Source organism: Spongiactinospora gelatinilytica, assembly GCF_003236385.1.
In the GTDB taxonomy this organism is placed as follows: domain Bacteria; phylum Actinomycetota; class Actinomycetes; order Streptosporangiales; family Streptosporangiaceae; genus Spongiactinospora; species Spongiactinospora gelatinilytica.
This window is the reverse complement of record NZ_POUA01000128.1, coordinates 1-18,410: the sequence shown is the minus strand read 5'-3', so window position 1 is coordinate 18,410 and position 18,410 is coordinate 1. Positions and strand designations below refer to the sequence as shown.

Sequence of the window (18,410 nt, the reverse complement as noted above, 5' to 3'; positions counted from 1 at the left end):
CGTGGGCTCGGAGATGTGTATAAGAGCCAGGCGCTGGCCGGGGCGGGGGCGAAGGTCGCCGCCGCCGACACCCAGGCGTCGGCGCAGCCCGGGGTCGCCTCCTACCTCCTCGACGTGCGCGACGCCCGCGCGGTGGAGGAGACGGTCACCACGATCGAGCGCGACCTGGGGCCCATCGAGATCCTGGTCAACGTCGCGGGGGTGCTGCGGGCGGCCTCGGTACGCGAGACCGACGACGAGACCTGGCGGTTGTCGTTCGCGGTCAACGCCGACGGGGTGTTCAACCTGTCGCGGGCGGTCACCCGGCACATGGCCGGGCGGCGCTCCGGCGTCGTGGTCACGGTCGGCTCCAACGCCGCCTCGGTGCCGCGGATCGGCATGGCGGCGTACGCGGCCTCCAAGGCGGCGGCCGTGATGTTCACCCGCTGCCTGGGGCTGGAGCTGGCGGGGCACGGCGTGCGCTGCAACGTGGTGTCCCCCGGCTCCACCGACACCCCGATGCTCCGCGGGCTGCCCGGCGGCGAGGAGCCGGGGGCGTTCGATGCGGTGCTGGCGGGCGACCCGGCCGCCTTCCGCGTCGGCGTGCCGCTCGGCCGGGTCGCGCTGCCGGAGGACGTCGCCGAGGCCGTGCTCTTCCTGGCCTCCGACCACGCCCGGCACATCACCATGCACGAACTGATGGTGGACGGCGGGGCCAGCCTGCGCGCCTGACCTGCGTCTTCGGGGTTAGAAGGCGGGCGACCCGGATACAGGGGTTCGGTGAGGAGGGGGACATCATGCGGCACGACCAATTCATCGGGCAGGTCCAGGCCAGGGCCCGGTTGCCCGACCGCGCGCATGCCGAACGCGCCTGCCGGGCCACGCTGGAGACCCTGGGCGAACGGGTGCCCGAAGGGCTGGCCGACAACCTCGCCGCGCAACTGCCGCACGAGATCGGGGAGAACCTGCGGCGCACCGAGGTCTACGGCGGCATGGGCAGCGGGACGGGCTTCGACCGGCATGAGTTCATCCGCCGCGTGGCCGACCGCGCGGGCGTCAAGGAACCGCAGGCCGCCTACCTCGTACGGGTCGTGATGGAGGTCGCGGGAGAGGCCACCACGGGGCGGGTACTGGACAAGGTCGGCGAGAGCCTTCCGCCCGATATCCGCCCACTGGTCCTCTCCGGCAGCCATGGCTCCATCGAGTGACCACCGCCGCTCAGGGTTCGCCAAGGACGGCCCGAAGGTCTGCGGCGGCAGGTGAGATTCGCTGCTCCGGTGGCACGGCGTTCAGTACGAGCCGGGCGGTGTGGGTCACCACATTGGTGCGATGGCCAGGGGGCACGGCGTCGATGATCTCCGTCGCGGCGGTCAGCCCTTCCTTGATCCCGCCGTTCGCCACCGTGCAGAGCGCCGTGTGCAGCCGCGCGGCGGCCCGGTACTGATAGTCCCGGTTAGTGGCGATCACCATACCGGTGGCCCGCTCCGAGCGCTCCTCATCACCCGCCCCGGCATGAACCATGCTGGACGTCCACGACGTAGCCTGGCCCCCGTTCCAATATGAGGGCATCACACTGGGCGCCGGGAGTTCGCCACCGCCGTAAAGCGGCCTCATGCTCACTCAACCGACCCAGGGCATTCGCGTACAGCGCCGCTAAAGCCGCTTGTATTCTGAGCAGATCCTCACTGCGTGCCGGGGAAGTTCGCTGACGCTCCCTCAGCAAGGCGTCCAGTTCGATGCCGATCGCTTCCTTGATCCTGGCAGCGGGCCGCACACGCAGCCCCTGCAACAGGTCTTCGCAGGTACGCTCGCAGTCCTCCATACTGCGCCTGTCGTCGCGCAGCGCGAGCAGTTGCCGTACCCGCTCATGGGTTTCCATCGCGGTCAGACCGACACCCACTGCGGCGGCCTGAATTAGGCGGCGGCGCTCCATGTCCTCATCATTTCCGCCATCACGCTTTTCAGCGTTCCGGCCAAGTGATGAGTCCGTACCGGGTGGCGCTCGAATATCCATCCCGAGGGTCGCACGAAGTTCTACGGCAGCAGGAGAACCCCAATGCTCCGCTGGTACGGCATGTAGGGCGAGCCGGGCGGTGTGGGTGATGGTGTTGGTCCGGTGACCGGGCACCATGCCATCGATGATCTGCGTCGCGGCGACCAGCCCCTCCGTCACTCCGCCGCTCACCACCGTGCACAACGCCCCATGCAGCCTTGCGGCGGCGCGGTACTGGTAGTTGAGGTGCCCAGCAGATTCCGGACAGTTGGCTACATAAGCTGACAGAAGTCTGGAAGAGGTAGGTACGTGACGAGGCGTCGCAGGCAGTTCTCGCCGGAGTTCAAGGAAGAAGCCATCCGCATGGTGCTGGAGGGCGAGCGGACGGTCGTGTCGGTTGCACGCGAGTTCGACATCAATGCCAGCACCCTGGGCAACTGGGTGAACCGGCACCGGACGGCGAGCATGCAGAACGGGAAGCAGGCGGTCTCCGGACCGGAGCGGGCCCGGATCCGGGAGCTGGAGCGGGAGAACGCCGAACTGCGGGAGAAGCTGACGTTCTTGAAAAAGCAGCCGCCTTCTTCGCGGCCGATCATCGATGACGCTCGCCAAGTACGAGCTGATCGATGCGGAGAAGGCTCACCATGCGATCGCGCGGATGTGCGCCTGGCTGGGCGTGTCCCGCTCGGGCTACTACGAGTGGCGCGAGCGGCCGGCCTCGGCCACCGCGCAACGCCGAACCATGCTCGCCTCTCTGGTCGCCGAGATCTTCACCGGCTCGCACGAGACCTACGGCTACCGGCGGGTGCACGCCGCACTGGCACGGCGTGGCGAGCACTGCTCGGCCGAACTGGTGCGCGCGTTGATGCGCGAGCAAAACCTCATCCCGGCCCAGGTACGGGCGTTCCAGCCGGTCACAACCGTGCAGGGCGACTTCCGCGGCATCCCGGACCTGGTCAGGCGCGACTTCACCGCTGAGCGGCCGGGCACCAAGCTGGTCGGCGACATCACCTACATCCGCACCTGGGAGGGCTTCCTCTACCTCGCCACCGTGATCGACTGCCATAGCAAGGCGGTCCTGGGCTGAGCGACGGCCGACCACTACCGCACCGGCCTGATCACGGACGCGATCCGGATGGCCGCCGGCACCGGCGTGCTCCAGCCCGATGCGGTGTTCCACACCGACCGCGGCTCGAACTACACCAGCGACGAGTTCGGCCGCTTCCTGACCGGCCTGCGGATCCGCCGCTCGGTCGGCCGCACCGGAGTCTGCTACGACAACGCGATGGCCGAGTCGTTCTTCTCCGCGATCAAGAACGAATGGCTGCACCGCTTCGTCTTCACCACCCGAGCCAAAGCGAGAAGGCAGGTCATCCGCTACATCGAAGGGTTCTACAACCGCCGGCGCCTGCACTCCGCACTGGGTTACCGGCCACCCCTGGAGGTACTCCACGAGTCCCTTTCATCCCAACGCGCCGCATAGGCTACGCCCATAACACGGCTGTCCGGAATCACCGTGGCACCCCAAGTCGTCATATCCGAACACCGCCGCCCTTGCCTGCTCCGAGCGGGCCTCGTCACCGATCCTCGCGTAGACGAAGCTGGCCGTCCACTCGGCGGGGCAGGCGTCACTCCAGTAGGACGGCATCACACTGGGCACGGGAAGTTCAGCGCCTCCGACCAGGGCCTCAGCCTGACGTAGCGCCGCCAACGCCTCATCATGACGCTGAAGTACTGCGGCGGCCCGGGCCCGCGCGCAGAGCACATAGACCGGGCCCCAACTCGGAACCCCCTTGGCGATCCCATAGGCAGCGCGGGTCAGTTCCAGCACGACACCAGGGGATCGCTGGCCGTAGAGGGCGTTCCCGGCTTCGGTCGCCCGCACCCCGATCGCGAGGTGCTGGTCTTTGGACGCGTCGGCCGACTGGCGGGCCGTACGCCACCAGCGCAGGGCGGCCTGATGCTCGCTCAGCCGCCCCAGCGCATTCGCATACAGAGCAGCCAAAGCCGCCTGAATCCTGAGCAAATCCTCCCGGCGCACTGGGGAAGCCCGCTGCCGCTCCCTAAGCAGGGCTTCCAACTCGATCCCGATCGTTTCCTTGTTCCTGGCGGCGGGCTGTACGCGCAAGCCCTGCAACAGGTCTTCGCAGGTACGTTCCCAGTCCTCCACACTGCGCCTTTCGTCGCTCAGCGCGAGCAGTTGCCGGACCCGCTCCTGGTTTTCCATCGTGGTAAGACCGATACCGAGTGCGGCGGCCTGAATGAGACGGCGGCGCTCCATATCCTCATCATTTCCACCGTCACGCTCTTCACCGTTCCAGCGAAGTGACGAGTCCGTACCGAGGCGGCGTCAGACATCCATTCCGAGGGTCACACGAAGTTCTACGGCGGCAGGCGATTCCCTATGTTTCTGTGGCACAGCCTGCAAAACGAGCAAAGCGGTGTGAGTGACGGTGTTGGTCCGGTGACCGGGCACCACACCGTCGATGATCTCCGTCGCCGCGACCAGCCCCTCCACAACCCCGCCCTTCACCACCGTGCACAAGGCCCGATGCAGCCGGGCGGCGGCGCGATACTGGTAATCCTTGTGGCTGAGCACCGGTGTCCTGGCCTGCTCCGAACGGGATTCATCACCTGCTCCTGCGTAGACCAGGCTGGCCGTCCACTCGGTAGGGCGGCCATCGTTCCAATAGGACGGCATCACGCTGAGGGCAGGTAGTTCGGCACCGCCGACCAAGTCCTCGGCCTGACGTAGCGCCGCCAATGCCTCGTCATGACGCTGCAGTACGGCGGCGGCCCGAGCCTGCGCACAAAGCACATAGACCAGACCCCAGCTCGGCACCCCCTTGGAGAGCCCATGAGCCGTCCGGGTCAGCTCCAGCACGGAATTTGGAGATCGCTGGCCGTATAGCGTGTTACCGGCCTCGGTCGCCCGGATGCCGATCGCCAGACGCTGATCTCTCGACGCATCGGCCGCCTGCCGGGCCGTACGCCACCATCGCAAACAGGCTTCATGCTCGCTCAGCCGCCCCAGCGCATTCGCATACAAGGCCGCCAGAGCCGCTTGTATTCTGAGCAGATCTTCCCTCAGTGCCGGAGACGCCCGCTGACGTTCCCGCAGCAGCGCGTCCAGCTCGATGCCGATCGCCTCCCGAACCTTGCCGACAGGCCGCGTGCACAACCAGTGCCGCATGTCTTCGCAGGTACGCTCCCACTCCTCCACGCTGCGACTGTCGTCGTCCCGATCCAGCGAGAGAAGTTGCCGTAACCGCTCATTGTTCTCCATCGCGGTTAGACCGACACCCACCGTGGCGGCCTGAATAAGGCGGCGGCGTTCCATATCTTCATAATCACCGTTTTCGTGATTTTTACCGCTCCTTCGAGCTTGATCCCTTATATCCGCCACAGCCTCACGGAGCCGGATCAGCTCCCCCTCGGCCCCGTAGAGCGCGTCCAGCCGGGCGACGGCGTCCCGTGGCGGAATCCGTAGTCCTTGCTCATACCGCCACAGCACGCTGTGGTGAGTCCGAGCCCCCAGCGCCACCTCGCGCAGGGTGGTGTCGCCACGGTGGCGACGCAGTTCATCGGCCAGCAACCGGGCGACATCAGGCGAATCCGGGTCAGGCATACCGCTTCTCCTGTCGCCAATCCTGGCACCGACCCATCCGGCGACAGGTAACCGTTGGTGTGCGGAGAGTCACGAGACCACTATGACAGGGCAGCCAGCGCTGCACGGGATCTCCGGCTCAGATCACCCCACACTGCCGGGCCCCGGCCGGCTCTTCCCACCGGCCGCTGATCCCGTGGCCATGGCCCCGGGTTCGTCGTGCTCCAGGGTCATGGCCACCACTTCGCTCCCCGAGTCCACGCGACTCACCGCACGAGGAGAACCGCGCATGTACCAGTCGTGTGCTCACCTGCGCCCGCTCAGCGAGACCTTGTTACTGGTCTGGGAGGTCCGCGAGCCGGGTCACCATGTGTCCGGCGTGACCGACGACCCGGCGAGCGCCCTGGTGAACCTCGTCCAGGAACTGCGCGCCTGCCTGGGCGAGGCCAACGCCATCATGCGCCCGGCCCGCCTGCACCCCAGCGGCCGCCCGGAGTACGCCTACGGCCCGATCCTGATCCACCTGCACCGCGACCCGGCCACCGGCAAGGTCAAACACCTCTGACGCCCGGCGCACACGAGAAGGGCAGCGGCGCGCTTCGGTACGGCCTCCAGCGTGTTCGATGACTCGATACAAACCGCACAGCGCTGCCACGCGATTCAGGCCGCCTCCCCAACACACCCCGGGAATTCGCCTCACACACAGCGCCGCCACGGCGGTTCAGCACCTTGTGCGGGGCGGGCCCCGGGGTGAGCGGCGGGACCGGCCCACGAGCGGTCATTCACCCTTGAGGTCCGAGAATCCACGCCAGAAACCGCTAGAGAAGTGATGGATCCGGTGTGCGGCGGTGGGTGCGCTTGGGCTCGCTGGTGATAACGAGGGCGTCGTTCTTCACGGCGACCTTGACGACCTGGCCCGGGCGCAGCTCGCCGTACAGGATCTTCTCCGACAGGGTGTCCTCCAGCTCGCGCTGGATGGTCCGGCGCAGCGGCCGGGCACCCATCGCCGGGTCGTAGCCTCGGTCGGCCAGCAACTGCTTGGCGTCCTTGGTGACCCGCAGCCCGAGGTCGCGGTCCTTCAGCCGCTCGGCGAGCCCGTCGAGCATCAGGTCGACGATCTGGATGATCTCCTTCGGGGTGAGCTGGTGGAACACCACCGTGTCATCCACCCGGTTCAGGAACTCCGGCCGGAAGTGCTGCTTCAGCTCCTCCTGCACCTTCGACTTCATCCGGTCGTAGTTGCTCTCCGCGTCGTTGTTACGCGCGAACCCGACCCCGATGCCCTTGGAGATGTCCCGCGTGCCCAGGTTGGTGGTCATGATGATCACCGTGTTCTTGAAGTCGACCACCCGGCCCTGCGCGTCGGTCAGCCGGCCGTCCTCCAGAATCTGCAACAACGAGTTGAAGATGTCCGGATGCGCCTTCTCGATCTCATCGAACAACACCACCGAGAACGGCTTGCGCCGCACCTTCTCGGTGAGCTGGCCACCCTCCTCATACCCGACATAACCCGGAGGAGAGCCGAACAGCCGCGAGACCGTGTGCTTCTCCATGAACTCCGACATGTCCAGCATGATCAGCGCGTCCTCGTCGCCGAACAGGAACTCCGCCAGCGCCTTGGACAACTCGGTCTTCCCCACACCGGACGGACCGGCGAAGATGAACGACCCACCCGGACGCCGCGGGTCCTTCAACCCGGCGCGGGTACGCCGGATCGACCGCGACAGGCCCTTGATCGCATCGTCCTGGCCGATGATCCGCTTGTGCAGCTCATCTTCCATCCGCAGCAGCCGCTGGGACTCCTCCTCCGTCAGCTTGAACACCGGGATGCCGGTGGCCGTCGCCAGAACCTCGGCGATCAGCTCCTCGGTGACCTCGGCCACCACATCCATGTCACCGGCCTTCCACTCCTCCTCGCGCCGCTCACGCCCCCGCTGAAGCTCGTTCTCCCGATCGCGCAGCGCGGCGGCCTTCTCGAAGTCCTGCGCGTCGATCGCGGACTCCTTGTCGTACCGGACGTTGGCGATCTTCTCGTCGTACTCCCGCAGCTCGGGGGGCGCGGTCATCCGCCGGATGCGCATCCGCGAACCCGCCTCGTCGATCAGGTCGATCGCCTTGTCCGGCAGGAACCGGTCGCTGATATAGCGGTCGGCGAACCGTGCCGCCGCCTCCACCGCGCCGTCGGTGATGATCACCCGGTGATGGGCCTCGTAGCGGTCGCGCAGCCCTTTGAGGATCTCGATCGTGTGACCCAGCCCCGGCTCCGCGACCGGAATGCGCTGGAACCGCCGCTCAAGCGCCGCGTCCTTCTCCAGATACTTCCGGTACTCGTCGAGCGTGGTCGCGCCGATGGTCTGAAGCTCGCCGCGGGCCAGCATCGGCTTGAGGATGCTGGCGGCGTCGATCGCGCCCTCCGCGGCGCCCGCGCCGACCAGGGTGTGCAGCTCGTCGATGAACAGGATGATGTCACCGCGGGTGCGGATCTCCTTGAGCACCTTCTTCAGGCGCTCCTCGAAGTCACCGCGGTAACGTGACCCGGCCACCAGGGCGCCCAGGTCGAGGGTGTAGAGCTGCTTGTCCTTCAGCGTCTCGGGCACCTCGCCCTTGACGATCTTCTGGGACAGCCCCTCGACCACGGCGGTCTTGCCCACGCCGGGCTCGCCCACCAGGACCGGGTTGTTCTTGGTGCGGCGGGACAGCACCTGCATGACCCGCTCGATCTCCTTCTCGCGCCCGATGACCGGGTCGAGCCTGCCCTCGCGGGCGGCCTGGGTCAGGTTGCGGCCGAACTGGTCGAGCACCGTGGACGAGGCCGGGACGGACTCCTCCCTGCCCCCGGCGCCGGCCGGGTCGCCGGCCTGGAGGCCGTGCAGCAGGCGGAGCACCTGCTCGCGTACCGCGCCGAGATCGGCGCCCAGCCTGACCAGCACCTGCACGGCCACGCCGTCGCCCTCGCGGATCAGCCCCAGCAGCATGTGCTCGGTGCCGATGTAGCTGTGGCCCAGTTGCAAAGCCTCACGGAGCGACAGCTCAAGGACCTTCTTGGCGCGCGGGGTGAACGGAACGTGCCCCGACGACGCCGACCGACCCTTGCCGATCATCTCCTCGACCTGCCGCCGGACGACCTCATGGCCCAGGCCGAGGCCGTCCAGCGCCTTGGCGGCGACGCCTTCGCCCTCGCGGATCAGCCCGAGCAACATGTGCTCGGTGCCGATGCAACCGTGGTTGAGCGCCCTGGCCTCCTCGTGGGCCAGGACGACGACCCGCCGTGCGCGGTCGGTGAACCTTTCGAACATCACACCTCCTGAGTGGGCACTGCGGACGGCCCGCTGTCGCGGGTGAGGACGATGAGATCGTCGGGATCGGCGACGATGGCCGCCTGGGAGCGGTCGGGATGCACCCGGTAGGCGAGCGGCGGGCCGGTCAGGCCCCATATCGCACCCACGATCGTCGCCCCGGACCCGGCGCGCGGACCGGCGGTGATCCGCACGCGGGTGCCGGGGGCGTGGCCGTCTTCGGCCACCACGAGCAGCGCGTCGAGGATCTGCCGGCCGCCGGTGAACGGCAGCTCCGCCCAGCGGGCCGGATCGTGCGGGGCGATGGCCGCCGCCAGCCGTGCGGCCTCGTCGCGCGTGCGAAAGCCGCGGTGGGCGGCCCCGGCCAGGATCGCCGCGGCGGCGCGGTGGCGCAGCGTGGCAGGCTCGGTGTCGAGCGCCAGCCGGACCATGCGGTCGATCAGCGCGCACATCGTGTCGACCGCGGTCTCCTCGCCCAGCTCGGCCGTCCAGGCCAGCTCGCCGGGCGCGGGCACGATGGACGGCGTCTCGGCGGCGACGGTGAAGTAGACCATGGCGAGCACGTCTTCGCGGGCCTCGCCGTGGTAGAGCGGGCCCACGCCGGTGCCGCTGTCGCCGCGGGCCGGCGGGAACCGCTCGACCAGGTGCCCGGCCCGGCCGCGGGGCAGGTCGGCGGCCATCCGGGCGTCTTGCACCCGCTGGTGGAAGGTGCGCCGGGCACGGCGGCCGATCAGCCGGCGGCGCCGCCCGTCGGTGCCCGCCGGGTAGATCGTGCGGCCGCGGCTGGCCGGTGTCTCGCACTGGCCGGGCCAGGCGTCGGGCCAGCGCGCAGCCACCGAATAGGGAACGCCCGACATCGCGGCGCGGGCCCTGATGGCGCGTCTGCGCGCCCTGCCGGGCACGGCTCTTCGCCGCCGATCCCCGCACGGGTCGTGCTGGTCATCGCTCACCGTGTGCCGATCGTCGGCCATCATGCCCTCCGACGGGCCCCACGCATCCCACCGATCGGGGCGGCACGATCAGGCCGCGCAACTGCCGGCGCGCACTGAGTCGGGGACTCTTGGCCTTCGTATGCGAACCGGCGTGGGCGATCGCAATGGGCGCCGGCGGGTGCTCCGCCTGCCCATGACTTTAGGGGCGCGCCCGATGCGGCGGGCAAGATTCAGCCAGCAGCCGAACCGGGCGTGACGACCCCGGCGATTGGGCACCTCTACCTTTTGGCACCCACCCGAACCTGGCTGATCTTTTCCGCCATGCGCTCCTGCCCCGCGGCGTCGAGCCGTTCCCAGAGCGTGTTCGCGATCAGGTGCAGCAGGTTCACGGTGAGGATGGCGGGGGCGATCATGGCGACCGCGTCCGGCACGCTGGGCAGCAGCGCCAGCGCCAGCATGACCGCGGTGATCCCGTTCTGCTGGCCGAGGGCGAGATAGACCCGCTCGACCCCGGTCAGGCCGCGCGCCGGGATCAGCCCGCCGACGATGACCTGCGCGGCGTACGCGGCCACGCCGAGCAGCGCGCCGCGCACCGGCTCGACGCCGCCGGGCAGCAGCATCCCCAGGGCGAAGGCCGCGACCAGGAAGGCGACGGACAGCACCCGGCCGAGCGCGCGTTCGATGCCGGGGCGCAGGAACAGCCCGATCAGCGCGATGCCGAGCACCAGGAACTGCTGCACCGCCACCACCAGCGCGGCCAGCAGCACGGCCACTCCGGTGATCCGCCTGGTCGGCGGATCGTGCAGAACCGGCCAGTAGTACCGGCCCGCCGCCCACTTCGCCACCGCCCAGCCGACCAGCACCACCCCGGCCAGCAGGGCGTTGCCCCAGGTGGTCGTCAGGTACGCGCCCACACCGCCGCGCCCGCCGAGTAGCATCGCGGTGAAGTAGACGGTCAGCAGCGCGGTGATCGGATCGTCGAACGACGCCCACGCGAGCAGCAGGTTCTTCGCCCGCGCCGACATGCGCGAGCTGCCGATCAGGGCGGCCACCGACAGCGGGTCGATCTGCGCGACCGCCACACCGAGCAGCAGTGCCTCCGGCCGCGGCCAGGAGAGGTACATCACCCCGCCGATCAGCACCGCCTTCAGCAGCACCCCGACGGTGACCGCGAGCACCACCGTGCGCAGATCCTTGGTGACCTCGCGGGAGATGCCATGGGCACTGCTGTAGAGGCCGATCGAGAGCAGAGCGGTCACCGCGTACATGTAGAGCGGCGAGCCGACGGACTGCGCGACGCCCGGCACCGCGCCGGCCGACGCCGCGCCCGCGGCGACCACGGTGACGGCCACCGCGAGCCGGGCCGCGGCGGGCGAGAGCCGCGGGCGCGCCCTGGGCCGCCGCAGGCCGGAACGGACCTCGTCAAAAGGGTGGTCCTCAGGGTGGCGTTTCATCCAGCACCCGCTCCACGTCGGGCAGCAGTTCGCGCATCCGGTCCTCGGCGTGCGGCACCAATGGCTGGAACAGGGTGACGCCGAGCAGGAAGGCGCCGCTGCGGTTCAAGGGGTAGACGAAGATCGCGCCGGACTCCACGTCCAGCACCACGCGCCGGAACGGTTCGTGGGTGAACCTCCACAGGGCGTGGGTCAGCTCCGCGAGGTCGCGTTGCAGCCGCCGGGCCACCTCCAGGTACTGCTTGCGCCGCAGGTCCCTGGTCAGCCGGTGGAACCAGGAGTCCAGGGCCGGGTTGTCGAAGACGTCGGCGGAGAAGCGGAACTCCCAGTCGACGTGGAGGGCGACGTAGTGCAGGTCGCCCGCGGTGAGCCGGGGAACGCAGACCTCGCGCAGCCCGCGGGCGGCGGCCTCGCCCAGCAGCTCGCCGCGCGCGAGGTGGGGCGTGACCGGCTCGGCCAGCCCGGCGGCCTCCGCCTCGATGTCGCCGCCGGGCATCCGGCCCGGCTGGTTGAACGCCAGCTTCCTGATCCGGGTCGCCAGCGCGGACATCTTCCGGTCCATGGACTCCACGGCGGTGGTGTCCAGCGTCGCCCCCACGATGTACTCGCCGGAGTAGACCCAGTCGCAGTGAATGCCCCCGTCGGAGGTCTCCACGACCGTGCGGATGAGGTCGCCGGTCTCCAGGTCGGCGAGCAGCCGGTCCATCCGCTCGACGTTGATGACGAACTCATGGAACGCGTTCTCGTAGCCCTCGCGTACCGTCTCGGCGTCGCGTTCGCCGAACCGGCCGGGCATCTTGTGGAACAGGTCCGCGGAGAAGCCGTGGAAGCCGTGGTCGAAGTAGCTCACGGTGTGCAGGCCCTGCGGATCGCGGAACTCGTCCTCGCACAACGCGATGATGTTCTCGTAGGCGGCGCCGCCGTACGAGGAGCGCCGGACCACGCACGCGGGCGGGTCCTCCTTCGCGGTCATCTCCGTCCTTTCCGTCAGCGCCGCTCAGTACGGCATGACCTCGATGTCGATGTCACGCCGGCGACTGGGGTCGCGCCGTCCCCCGAGGCCCTCTCTGCGCAGGTCGGCGAGGTTGCGCTCACAGATCCGCACATGCGGATGGCCAGGTCCGTAGAAGTACAGCAGGCGTTCCAGGGCGGTCGCCATCCGGTCGACGGCCAGATTCCTGTCCCTGGGGGCGAGGCTGTTGGCGTGGTTGACCTCGGCGGCGAGCGTCAGGGGGTGGCGTGGGCCGAGCCGGTCGGCCAGCACCGCGCAGCTTTCCGCGCCCAGCCGCGCCGCCTCCTCCGCGTCGCCCGCGGCGCGCAGGTAGGCGCCCAGGTTGGCCTGCAGCGCGTAGCCATGGGGGTGGTCGCGGCCGAACACGTCGCGAAAGCCGGCCAACGCCCGCTGGGCACGGATCACGGCCCCCGCGTGGTCGCCCTCGGCGTGCAGGTCGGCGGCGACGGCGGCGGAGCACAGCACGGTCGCCGCGTGCCGTTCGCCGACCACCTCGCACAGCTCCTCCAGCGCCTCGGTGTCGCGGCTCAGCGCCTCGAAGGAACGGCCGAGCCTGCGTTCGCACACCGCGATTCCGCACTCGATCCGCAGGAGCAGCAGGCTGCGCGGGCCCGCCGCCTTGACCTGGACCGGCGCGAGCAGCCCGAGGCCGCGCCGCAGCAGGTCGAGAGAGCCTGCCGCGTCGCCGAGCTCGCGCATGAAGTAGGCCAGGTTGCAGCCGGTTCCCCAGGCGGCGGGGGAGGTCTCGCCGTACAGGGTCAGCCGGTCGAGGTGGCAGCGCCGGGCCAGCTCCTCCGCCTCGTACGGCTTGCCGGCCAGCGAGGCGGAGACCGCGAGGTTGTTCAGGGCCCGCCCGGTGTGCGGGCTCTGCGCGCCGAGCAGCCGCTCGAAGCCGGACCAGGCGGCGCTGCTGCGCAGGTAGGCCATCCCGAAGTCGCCCTTGGCGCGTAGGTCCGCGCCGTGCGCCATGGCGGCGTCGAGCGCCCTTACCGACTTTTCGCCGCGGCGCACCAGCATGCGCAGCGCGGCCTCGCCGTGCCGGGCCGCGGCGGTGTGGTCGCCCAGCTCGCGAAGCACATTGGCGAACTGCACGCGCAGCTCGGGGATCAGCGAGGGGTCGGGACTCGCGCTCCACTCGGCCAGGGCCTGCTCGCCGAGCCGCCGGGCCCGCCGCCAGGCGCTGTAGTCCTGGAGCTGGTACAGATGGCGCACCTGGCCGATCACCCAGCGGCGCACCGGCGGGTGCGGGCACTTGACCGCGCCGCTGGTGAGCACATGCCGATTGAGTTCGGCGAGCCTGCGGGCGCGCAGGTCGTCGGGCCCTTCGTTCTCGGCGGGGGCGAACCGGGCCAGGCCGTGCAGGACCTCCTCCCGTCGGCGCTCCAGGGTCGGGCCACGCATGGACGCCAGGACGGTGTCGCGGATCAGCCGGTGGGTGCGCAGCGCACCGGCGCGGCCGTGCTCGATCCTGACCAGGCCGTACCCGCGCAGGCTCTCCATCGTCACGTCGATGTCGAGCGGGTCGGCGAACGGCCCGCCCTCGCCGTACAGCTCGCCCAGGAAGGCGGGCGAGCGCAGCAGGTCGAGGGAGGACCCGTCGAGGCTGAGGAACGAGGACACCTGCATGAGCCACAGCTCGGCCGGGTCGAGGGCGGCGAGGGCGGCACCCACCATCGCCTCGTGCGAGGCGATCGGATCGGGGGTGGTCCCGGGCTCGGCGCGGGCGCCGCGGTCCGCCTCCAGGCCCGCCATGACCCTGCCGTAGGTGAAGCGCAGTTCGGCGACGGCCTGGGCGGCGCGGTCGCGCAGCGGCACGCGGGCGCGGCCCGGATCGCTCGCCGCCCTGGCCAGCCAGGCCCGCGCCATCTCCATCGCGAGCGGCATCCCGCCGAGCATGCCGGCCACCTGGAGGGCGTCGTCGGTGGTGATGTGCGGGTCACCGCGGCGCAGCAGCGCGGCGCTCTCCACCGGGGACAGCGGGCCGACCTGCACATGGGAGGGGCGGTCGGCGGGAGGCCGCCTGCGGGTGGTGAAGATGACGTGCCCGCCCTCGTCGGGGACCAGGCCGGGCAGTTCCTCGTCCTGGCCGAAGTCGTCGTAGACGAGCAGCCACCGCGGCTCGGCGGCGGCGGTCAGATAGCGCAGCACCGCGGCCACCGCGTCGCCGCCCTCGGACAGCTCCAGCCGGTGGGCCAGGGCGCTCAGGCCCTCGCGGGCCTTGTCCCCGTTGCGGGCCTGGATCCACCAGACGATGTCGTAGCCGCCGAGGAAGCGCTCGGCGTACTCCAGCGCCAGCTCGCTCTTGCCCGCTCCCGGGCCGCCGTGTATCACGCAGCGCCCGTCGGGCGAGTCGAGCATCCGGTCGCGTAACTGGAGGAGCAGCCGCTCCCGGCCGACGAAGTCGCGCTCGGCGGAGGGCAGGTTGTGGGTCGTGGGCAGGCGCGGGAAGCGGGTGCCGCCGGCGCCGGCGGGCAGCGGGTCGCGGATGCGCAGCCGCCGGCGCAGGTCGGCCTTGATGTCGGCCTCCTCCTCGCCCCGGAGGTCCAGCTCCTGCACGCCTTCGGGAGGGCCGGCGAGCGTGTGGTCGTCCACCCTGACGAAGACCAGGCCGCCCTCGGCGTGTTCGCCCCCGCCGTCGCGCCACAGGCCGACCAGCGCGTCGAGCCGGTCGCTTTCGTCCAGGCTCATCCGGGTGGGCGAGACCACCAGGACGAGGGTGTCGTCGCTCAGGCCGTCGGGGGCCTCGTCGGCGAGGCCGCGCAGCGGAATCTCCCTGACCCGCAGGCCGGCCCCGGCGATCTGGGCGGCCAGCCACTCCCCCCACGCGCGGTAGCGGGCGGTGTAGACGACCGAGACGTGGCGCACGCCGGTGACCAGCCCGCCGGTGATCCGCCCGGCCACGCCCTCGTAGGCGTCGCGCAGGCCGCCTCCGCCCGCGGGCTCGCTGAGCACGGCGAGCGCGTCGGTGAAGTAGTGGTCGCCGCTGTAGGGGATCTCCACGTCGGTGTCGATGACCAGCTCGGACTCCCCCAGCTCCTCGCGCAGCCGCCGCCGGGCCGTCGCCAGCTGCGCGGTACGGCTCCGGTCGACCATCATCGGCAGCGGGAGCACCCGCGCGACGCCGCCCGTCGTGCCGATCTGGGCGACGGCGTCGGCGACCTCGGCGATGGCCGACGGGCTCAGTGGGAAGCCGATGACCGCGATGTCGGACAGCATCGCCGACCAGCGCAGCGCCGCGGCGCCCGTCCGGGTGGGGACCCGGACCAGCACGTAGTCGTATCCGCTGTCGCGCAGCCGCTTGCGCACGGTGGCCGACTCGCCCCATCCGGCGGGTCCCGCGGCCTCGTCGTCCACGGTGACGGCGAGGTCGAGGCAGCCGCCCTGATCGGTGAGCGGGCCGAGGTCGAGGCGGATCGGCGCGGCGCCGGGCTCGGCGGCGGCCGGCTGGAACCTCAGCAGATAGCGCCGCAGCGCCGGTGCGGAGGGCCCGGTGTCGGCCACCAGGACGCGTTTTCCCGCGGTCGCGAGAATGACGGCGACGTTGGCCAGCGTCATGGTGCTGCCGATGCCCCCGCGCAGCGAATGGAAGGTGATGATGATTCCGGGCTGATTGGATCCGCCGTTCATCGCCGCCCCATTTGGCTACCAACGGACGGCGACAGCCGCCCGGCCCCCACTCTGCCACATTCGGGCGCACCCGGATACGGTTGTTCGCCAAGCGCGGCGCGGCGCGGAGTTACCCGGAACGGGCATCAGTCATGCGTTTCATCCGAGCCGTCCATGCCGGACTCGAAGCCGGAGCAGTACAGCTCGGGCGGCTCCTGGGCGTCCCGGTAGAGGCGGCGCAGCGCGATGGCCAGCGCGCCGTCCCGCGGCAGGGAGTCGAGGGCCGCCGGATCGATGCCACCGATGTCGATCAGGTCGGACCGAAGTTCGTCGCCGTTTTCCGCCGCGTCAGTCACAGCCGCTGCTTCCTCCGATTAACTCGGGCAATACGGTGTTATATCCCATATCACCGGATAACTCCGATCAATGTTCTTATATTAACGAGCCGCTTCCCAGGCGACCACATCCCTGTATGATCCTAGACATTCCACATTCCTCCTCATGTGAGGTGCGGATCATGCCACCCGCCCCGCCGGACCTTTTCCGACCGGCCGACCGGCCCGGGGGCGAGGGCGGGCGCACGATCGACGCGGCGCGGCCATGGCCTGATTCGGGCGACGTGGCGGCGCTGCTGGCCGGAGGCTGGCGGCCACGGCCCTTCCGCACGTTCGTGCTGAAGATCCACAGCCGGTGCGACCTGGCCTGCGACTACTGCTACGTCTACTCCGGGCCGGACCGCTCCTGGCGCGACCGGCCCAGGATGATGTCCGCCGCGGTGGCGGCGCAGGCGGCGGCGCGGATCGCCGAGCACGCCACCGGTCACGGGCTGCGGCGCGTCCAGGTGGTGCTGCACGGCGGCGAGCCGCTGCTGTGCCCGCCCGGGCACATGGCCGCGCTGGTGCGGGAGATCCGCGCCGCCGTCCGCGCGCCCGTACGCGCGTCGGTGACCGTCCAGACCAACGGCGTACGCCTGGACGAGACGTACCTGCGGCTGTTCAAGGACCTCGGGGTCGGCGTCGGCGTCAGCCTGGACGGCCCCGCGCCGGTCCACGACGGGCGCCGGCGCACCGCCGCGGGCCGGGGCAGCCACGCCCCCGTCTCGGCGGCCCTGCGGCGGCTGGGCGGCACGGCGTACCGCCCGCTGTTCAGCGGGCTGCTGTGCACGATCGACGTGCGCGCCGACCCGCTCACCGTCTACCGGGAGCTGCTGCGTCACGCCCCGCCCGTGGTGGACTTCCTGCTGCCGCACGCCAACTGGTCCGCTCCCCCTCCCGGAGGCGACGGGCGCGGCACACCGTACGCGGACTGGCTCATCGCGATCTTCGAGGAGTGGTACGGCGCCGCGCCGCGCCCCACCTCCATCCGGCTCTTCGACGAGATCATCCACCTGCTGCTCGGCGGACACGCCGGGACCGAAGGGCTGGGGCTCACGCCCGTGGGAGTCGCCGTCGTGGAGACCGACGGCACGATCGAGCAGACCGACGCGCTCAAGTCCGTCCACGACGGCGCCGCGCGCACCGGGCTGCACGTGGCCCGCGACCCGTTCGACGCGGCGCTGCTGGTGCCCGGGATCGCCGCCAGGCAGATCGGCGCGGCGGCCCTCGCCCCGGGCTGCCGGGCCTGCCCGGTGGGCCGGGTTTGCGGCGGCGGCCACTACGCCCACCGCTACCGGGAGGGCACGGGCTTCGCCAACCCGTCGGTGTACTGCGCCGATCTCTACCGGCTCATCGGGCACATCCGCACCCGCGTGTCCGGCGACATCGCGGCCCTCCGCGCCCCCGGCGCGTGAGCGTGGCGCGGGGGCATCGGCTGGCGCGGCGGACGCTCGTGGCCCTGGCGCGCGGGGAGGACGGGGCCGCCGCCCTGCGGGAGCTGGCCCCCGTGCGGCTCAGCAAGCATCTGCTGCTGCTCACCGCGGTGGTGGACCAGGCCGCCGAGCGCGGTCACCCGGAGGCGCGGCGGGCCGCTTCGGCGTTGTCCGCGCTGCACACCGTACGGCGGGCCGCCCCCACCGCCGCCGAGACGGTCCTGCGCAACCCCGCCGTGGGTTCGTGGGCCCTGACGACGCTGCACGAGATGATCCACGGCCGCCCGGACGCGCGCCCCGGACACCTGGCGGCCATCACCGCCGGGGCGGCGGCGCTCGGCCACGTCCCGGCCGAGCTGGAGCTGACGGCGGGCCCCGAGGGCCTGACAATCCCCGGACTCGGCAGGGCCGGGCTCCCGCCCGGCCCCGTGACCTTCCGGGCGAACGGCCCCGGCGGCGAACCGGCCCGGCTGTCCGCGGGCCGCCACCACGTCGCGCTGCCGCCCGACCCCTACCAGGACGCCCCCCACTGGCAGGGCCTGCGCCGCCTGCCGCTGCATGCCCCCGAGCACCGGATGAACCTGCTCGCCGACGACCTCGACCCGCATCGCTTCCCCGGCGCCCTGGAACGCCTCCCCCGGCTCCCCCTCGCCGAGTTGGGCGCCTGGCACGAACGCCTCCAAGCGGGCTGGCTGCTCCTGTCCCGCCACCACGGCTGGGCGGC

At 70.8% G+C, this 18,410-nt stretch carries 14 protein-coding genes and 2 pseudogenes; 6 read left to right on the top strand and 10 right to left on the bottom strand.

All coding sequences use genetic code 11. The features are described 5' to 3' along the window. Positions 1–15 precede the first annotated feature (15 nt). Positions 16–711, top strand: coding sequence for an SDR family oxidoreductase (locus C1I98_RS17670; protein WP_233507952.1), 696 nt, complete (start codon positions 16–18; stop codon positions 709–711). Positions 712–776: 65 nt separating this feature from the next. Further along, on the top strand, positions 777–1,187 hold the full coding sequence (locus C1I98_RS17665) for a DUF2267 domain-containing protein (protein ID WP_111168551.1): 411 nt from the start codon (positions 777–779) through the stop codon (positions 1,185–1,187). A gap of 10 nt (positions 1,188–1,197) precedes the next feature. On the opposite strand, the gene C1I98_RS17660 is transcribed toward C1I98_RS17665, so the two are convergent. Together C1I98_RS17660 and C1I98_RS40560 are read right to left on the bottom strand one after the other, a co-directional pair. Next, on the bottom strand, positions 1,198–1,449 hold the full coding sequence (locus tag C1I98_RS17660; protein ID WP_111168550.1) for a hypothetical protein: 252 nt from the start codon (positions 1,447–1,449) through the stop codon (positions 1,198–1,200). A gap of 28 nt (positions 1,450–1,477) precedes the next feature. Further along, complete coding sequence (locus C1I98_RS40560; protein ID WP_146607493.1) at positions 1,478–2,152, bottom strand: hypothetical protein; 675 nt, start codon at positions 2,150–2,152, stop codon at positions 1,478–1,480. A 129-nt stretch (positions 2,153–2,281) separates the two neighbouring features. Between C1I98_RS40560 and C1I98_RS17650 the strand changes: the two are divergent. Further along, positions 2,282–3,455 (top strand): annotated as a pseudogene (locus tag C1I98_RS17650) (IS3 family transposase). Here the strand turns inward: C1I98_RS17650 and C1I98_RS17645 are convergent. Then, on the bottom strand, positions 3,435–4,253 hold the full coding sequence (locus C1I98_RS17645) for a hypothetical protein (RefSeq protein ID WP_111168548.1): 819 nt from the start codon (positions 4,251–4,253) through the stop codon (positions 3,435–3,437). The pseudogene C1I98_RS17650 and the gene C1I98_RS17645 sit on opposite strands and share 21 nt — an antisense overlap. Before the next feature lie 69 nt (positions 4,254–4,322). Continuing rightward, a complete protein-coding gene (locus tag C1I98_RS17640; RefSeq protein ID WP_146607492.1) occupies positions 4,323–5,600 on the bottom strand; it encodes a helix-turn-helix domain-containing protein in 1,278 nt (425 codons plus the stop codon). Between the two features lie 268 nt (positions 5,601–5,868). On the opposite strand from C1I98_RS17640, the gene C1I98_RS17635 reads away from it, so the two are divergent. Further along, positions 5,869–6,144 (top strand): hypothetical protein, encoded by a 276-nt coding sequence (locus C1I98_RS17635; protein WP_111168546.1) that lies wholly within the window; start codon positions 5,869–5,871, stop codon positions 6,142–6,144. Between the two features lie 253 nt (positions 6,145–6,397). On the opposite strand, the gene C1I98_RS17630 is transcribed toward C1I98_RS17635, so the two are convergent. The 6 genes from C1I98_RS17630 to C1I98_RS17605 all read right to left on the bottom strand — a co-directional run bounded on the left by C1I98_RS17630 (position 6,398) and on the right by C1I98_RS17605 (position 16,235). After that, positions 6,398–8,875, bottom strand: coding sequence for an ATP-dependent Clp protease ATP-binding subunit (locus tag C1I98_RS17630; RefSeq protein ID WP_233507951.1), 2,478 nt, complete (start codon positions 8,873–8,875; stop codon positions 6,398–6,400). After that, entirely contained in the window at positions 8,875–9,849 is a 975-nt protein-coding gene (locus C1I98_RS17625; RefSeq protein WP_111168545.1) for a hypothetical protein, read from the bottom strand. Before C1I98_RS17625 ends, C1I98_RS17630 begins: the two co-directional genes overlap by 1 nt. Positions 9,850–10,085: 236 nt before the next feature. Then, complete coding sequence (locus C1I98_RS17620) at positions 10,086–11,261, bottom strand: cation:proton antiporter (protein ID WP_111168544.1); 1,176 nt, start codon at positions 11,259–11,261, stop codon at positions 10,086–10,088. Next, entirely contained in the window at positions 11,245–12,234 is a 990-nt protein-coding gene (locus C1I98_RS17615) for a hypothetical protein (protein ID WP_111168543.1), read from the bottom strand. The genes C1I98_RS17620 and C1I98_RS17615 overlap by 17 nt, the downstream gene beginning before the upstream one ends. Before the next feature lie 24 nt (positions 12,235–12,258). Further along, positions 12,259–15,900, bottom strand: a complete 3,642-nt coding sequence (fxsT, locus tag C1I98_RS17610; protein ID WP_111168542.1) for an FxSxx-COOH system tetratricopeptide repeat protein — start codon at positions 15,898–15,900, stop codon at positions 12,259–12,261. A gap of 125 nt (positions 15,901–16,025) precedes the next feature. Then, positions 16,026–16,235: an FxSxx-COOH-like cyclophane-containing RiPP peptide gene (locus C1I98_RS17605; RefSeq protein ID WP_111168541.1), complete on the bottom strand. Its 210-nt coding sequence runs from the start codon at positions 16,233–16,235 to the stop codon at positions 16,026–16,028. Between the two features lie 161 nt (positions 16,236–16,396). Between C1I98_RS17605 and C1I98_RS17600 the strand changes: the two genes are divergently transcribed. Both C1I98_RS17600 and C1I98_RS17595 read left to right on the top strand, forming a co-directional pair. Beyond that, complete coding sequence (locus C1I98_RS17600; protein ID WP_111168552.1) at positions 16,397–17,668, top strand: FxsB family cyclophane-forming radical SAM/SPASM peptide maturase; 1,272 nt, start codon at positions 16,397–16,399, stop codon at positions 17,666–17,668. Next, positions 17,665–18,410: pseudogene (locus C1I98_RS17595) on the top strand (HEXXH motif domain-containing protein); the annotation flags it as partial. The gene C1I98_RS17600 and the pseudogene C1I98_RS17595, both read left to right, overlap by 4 nt.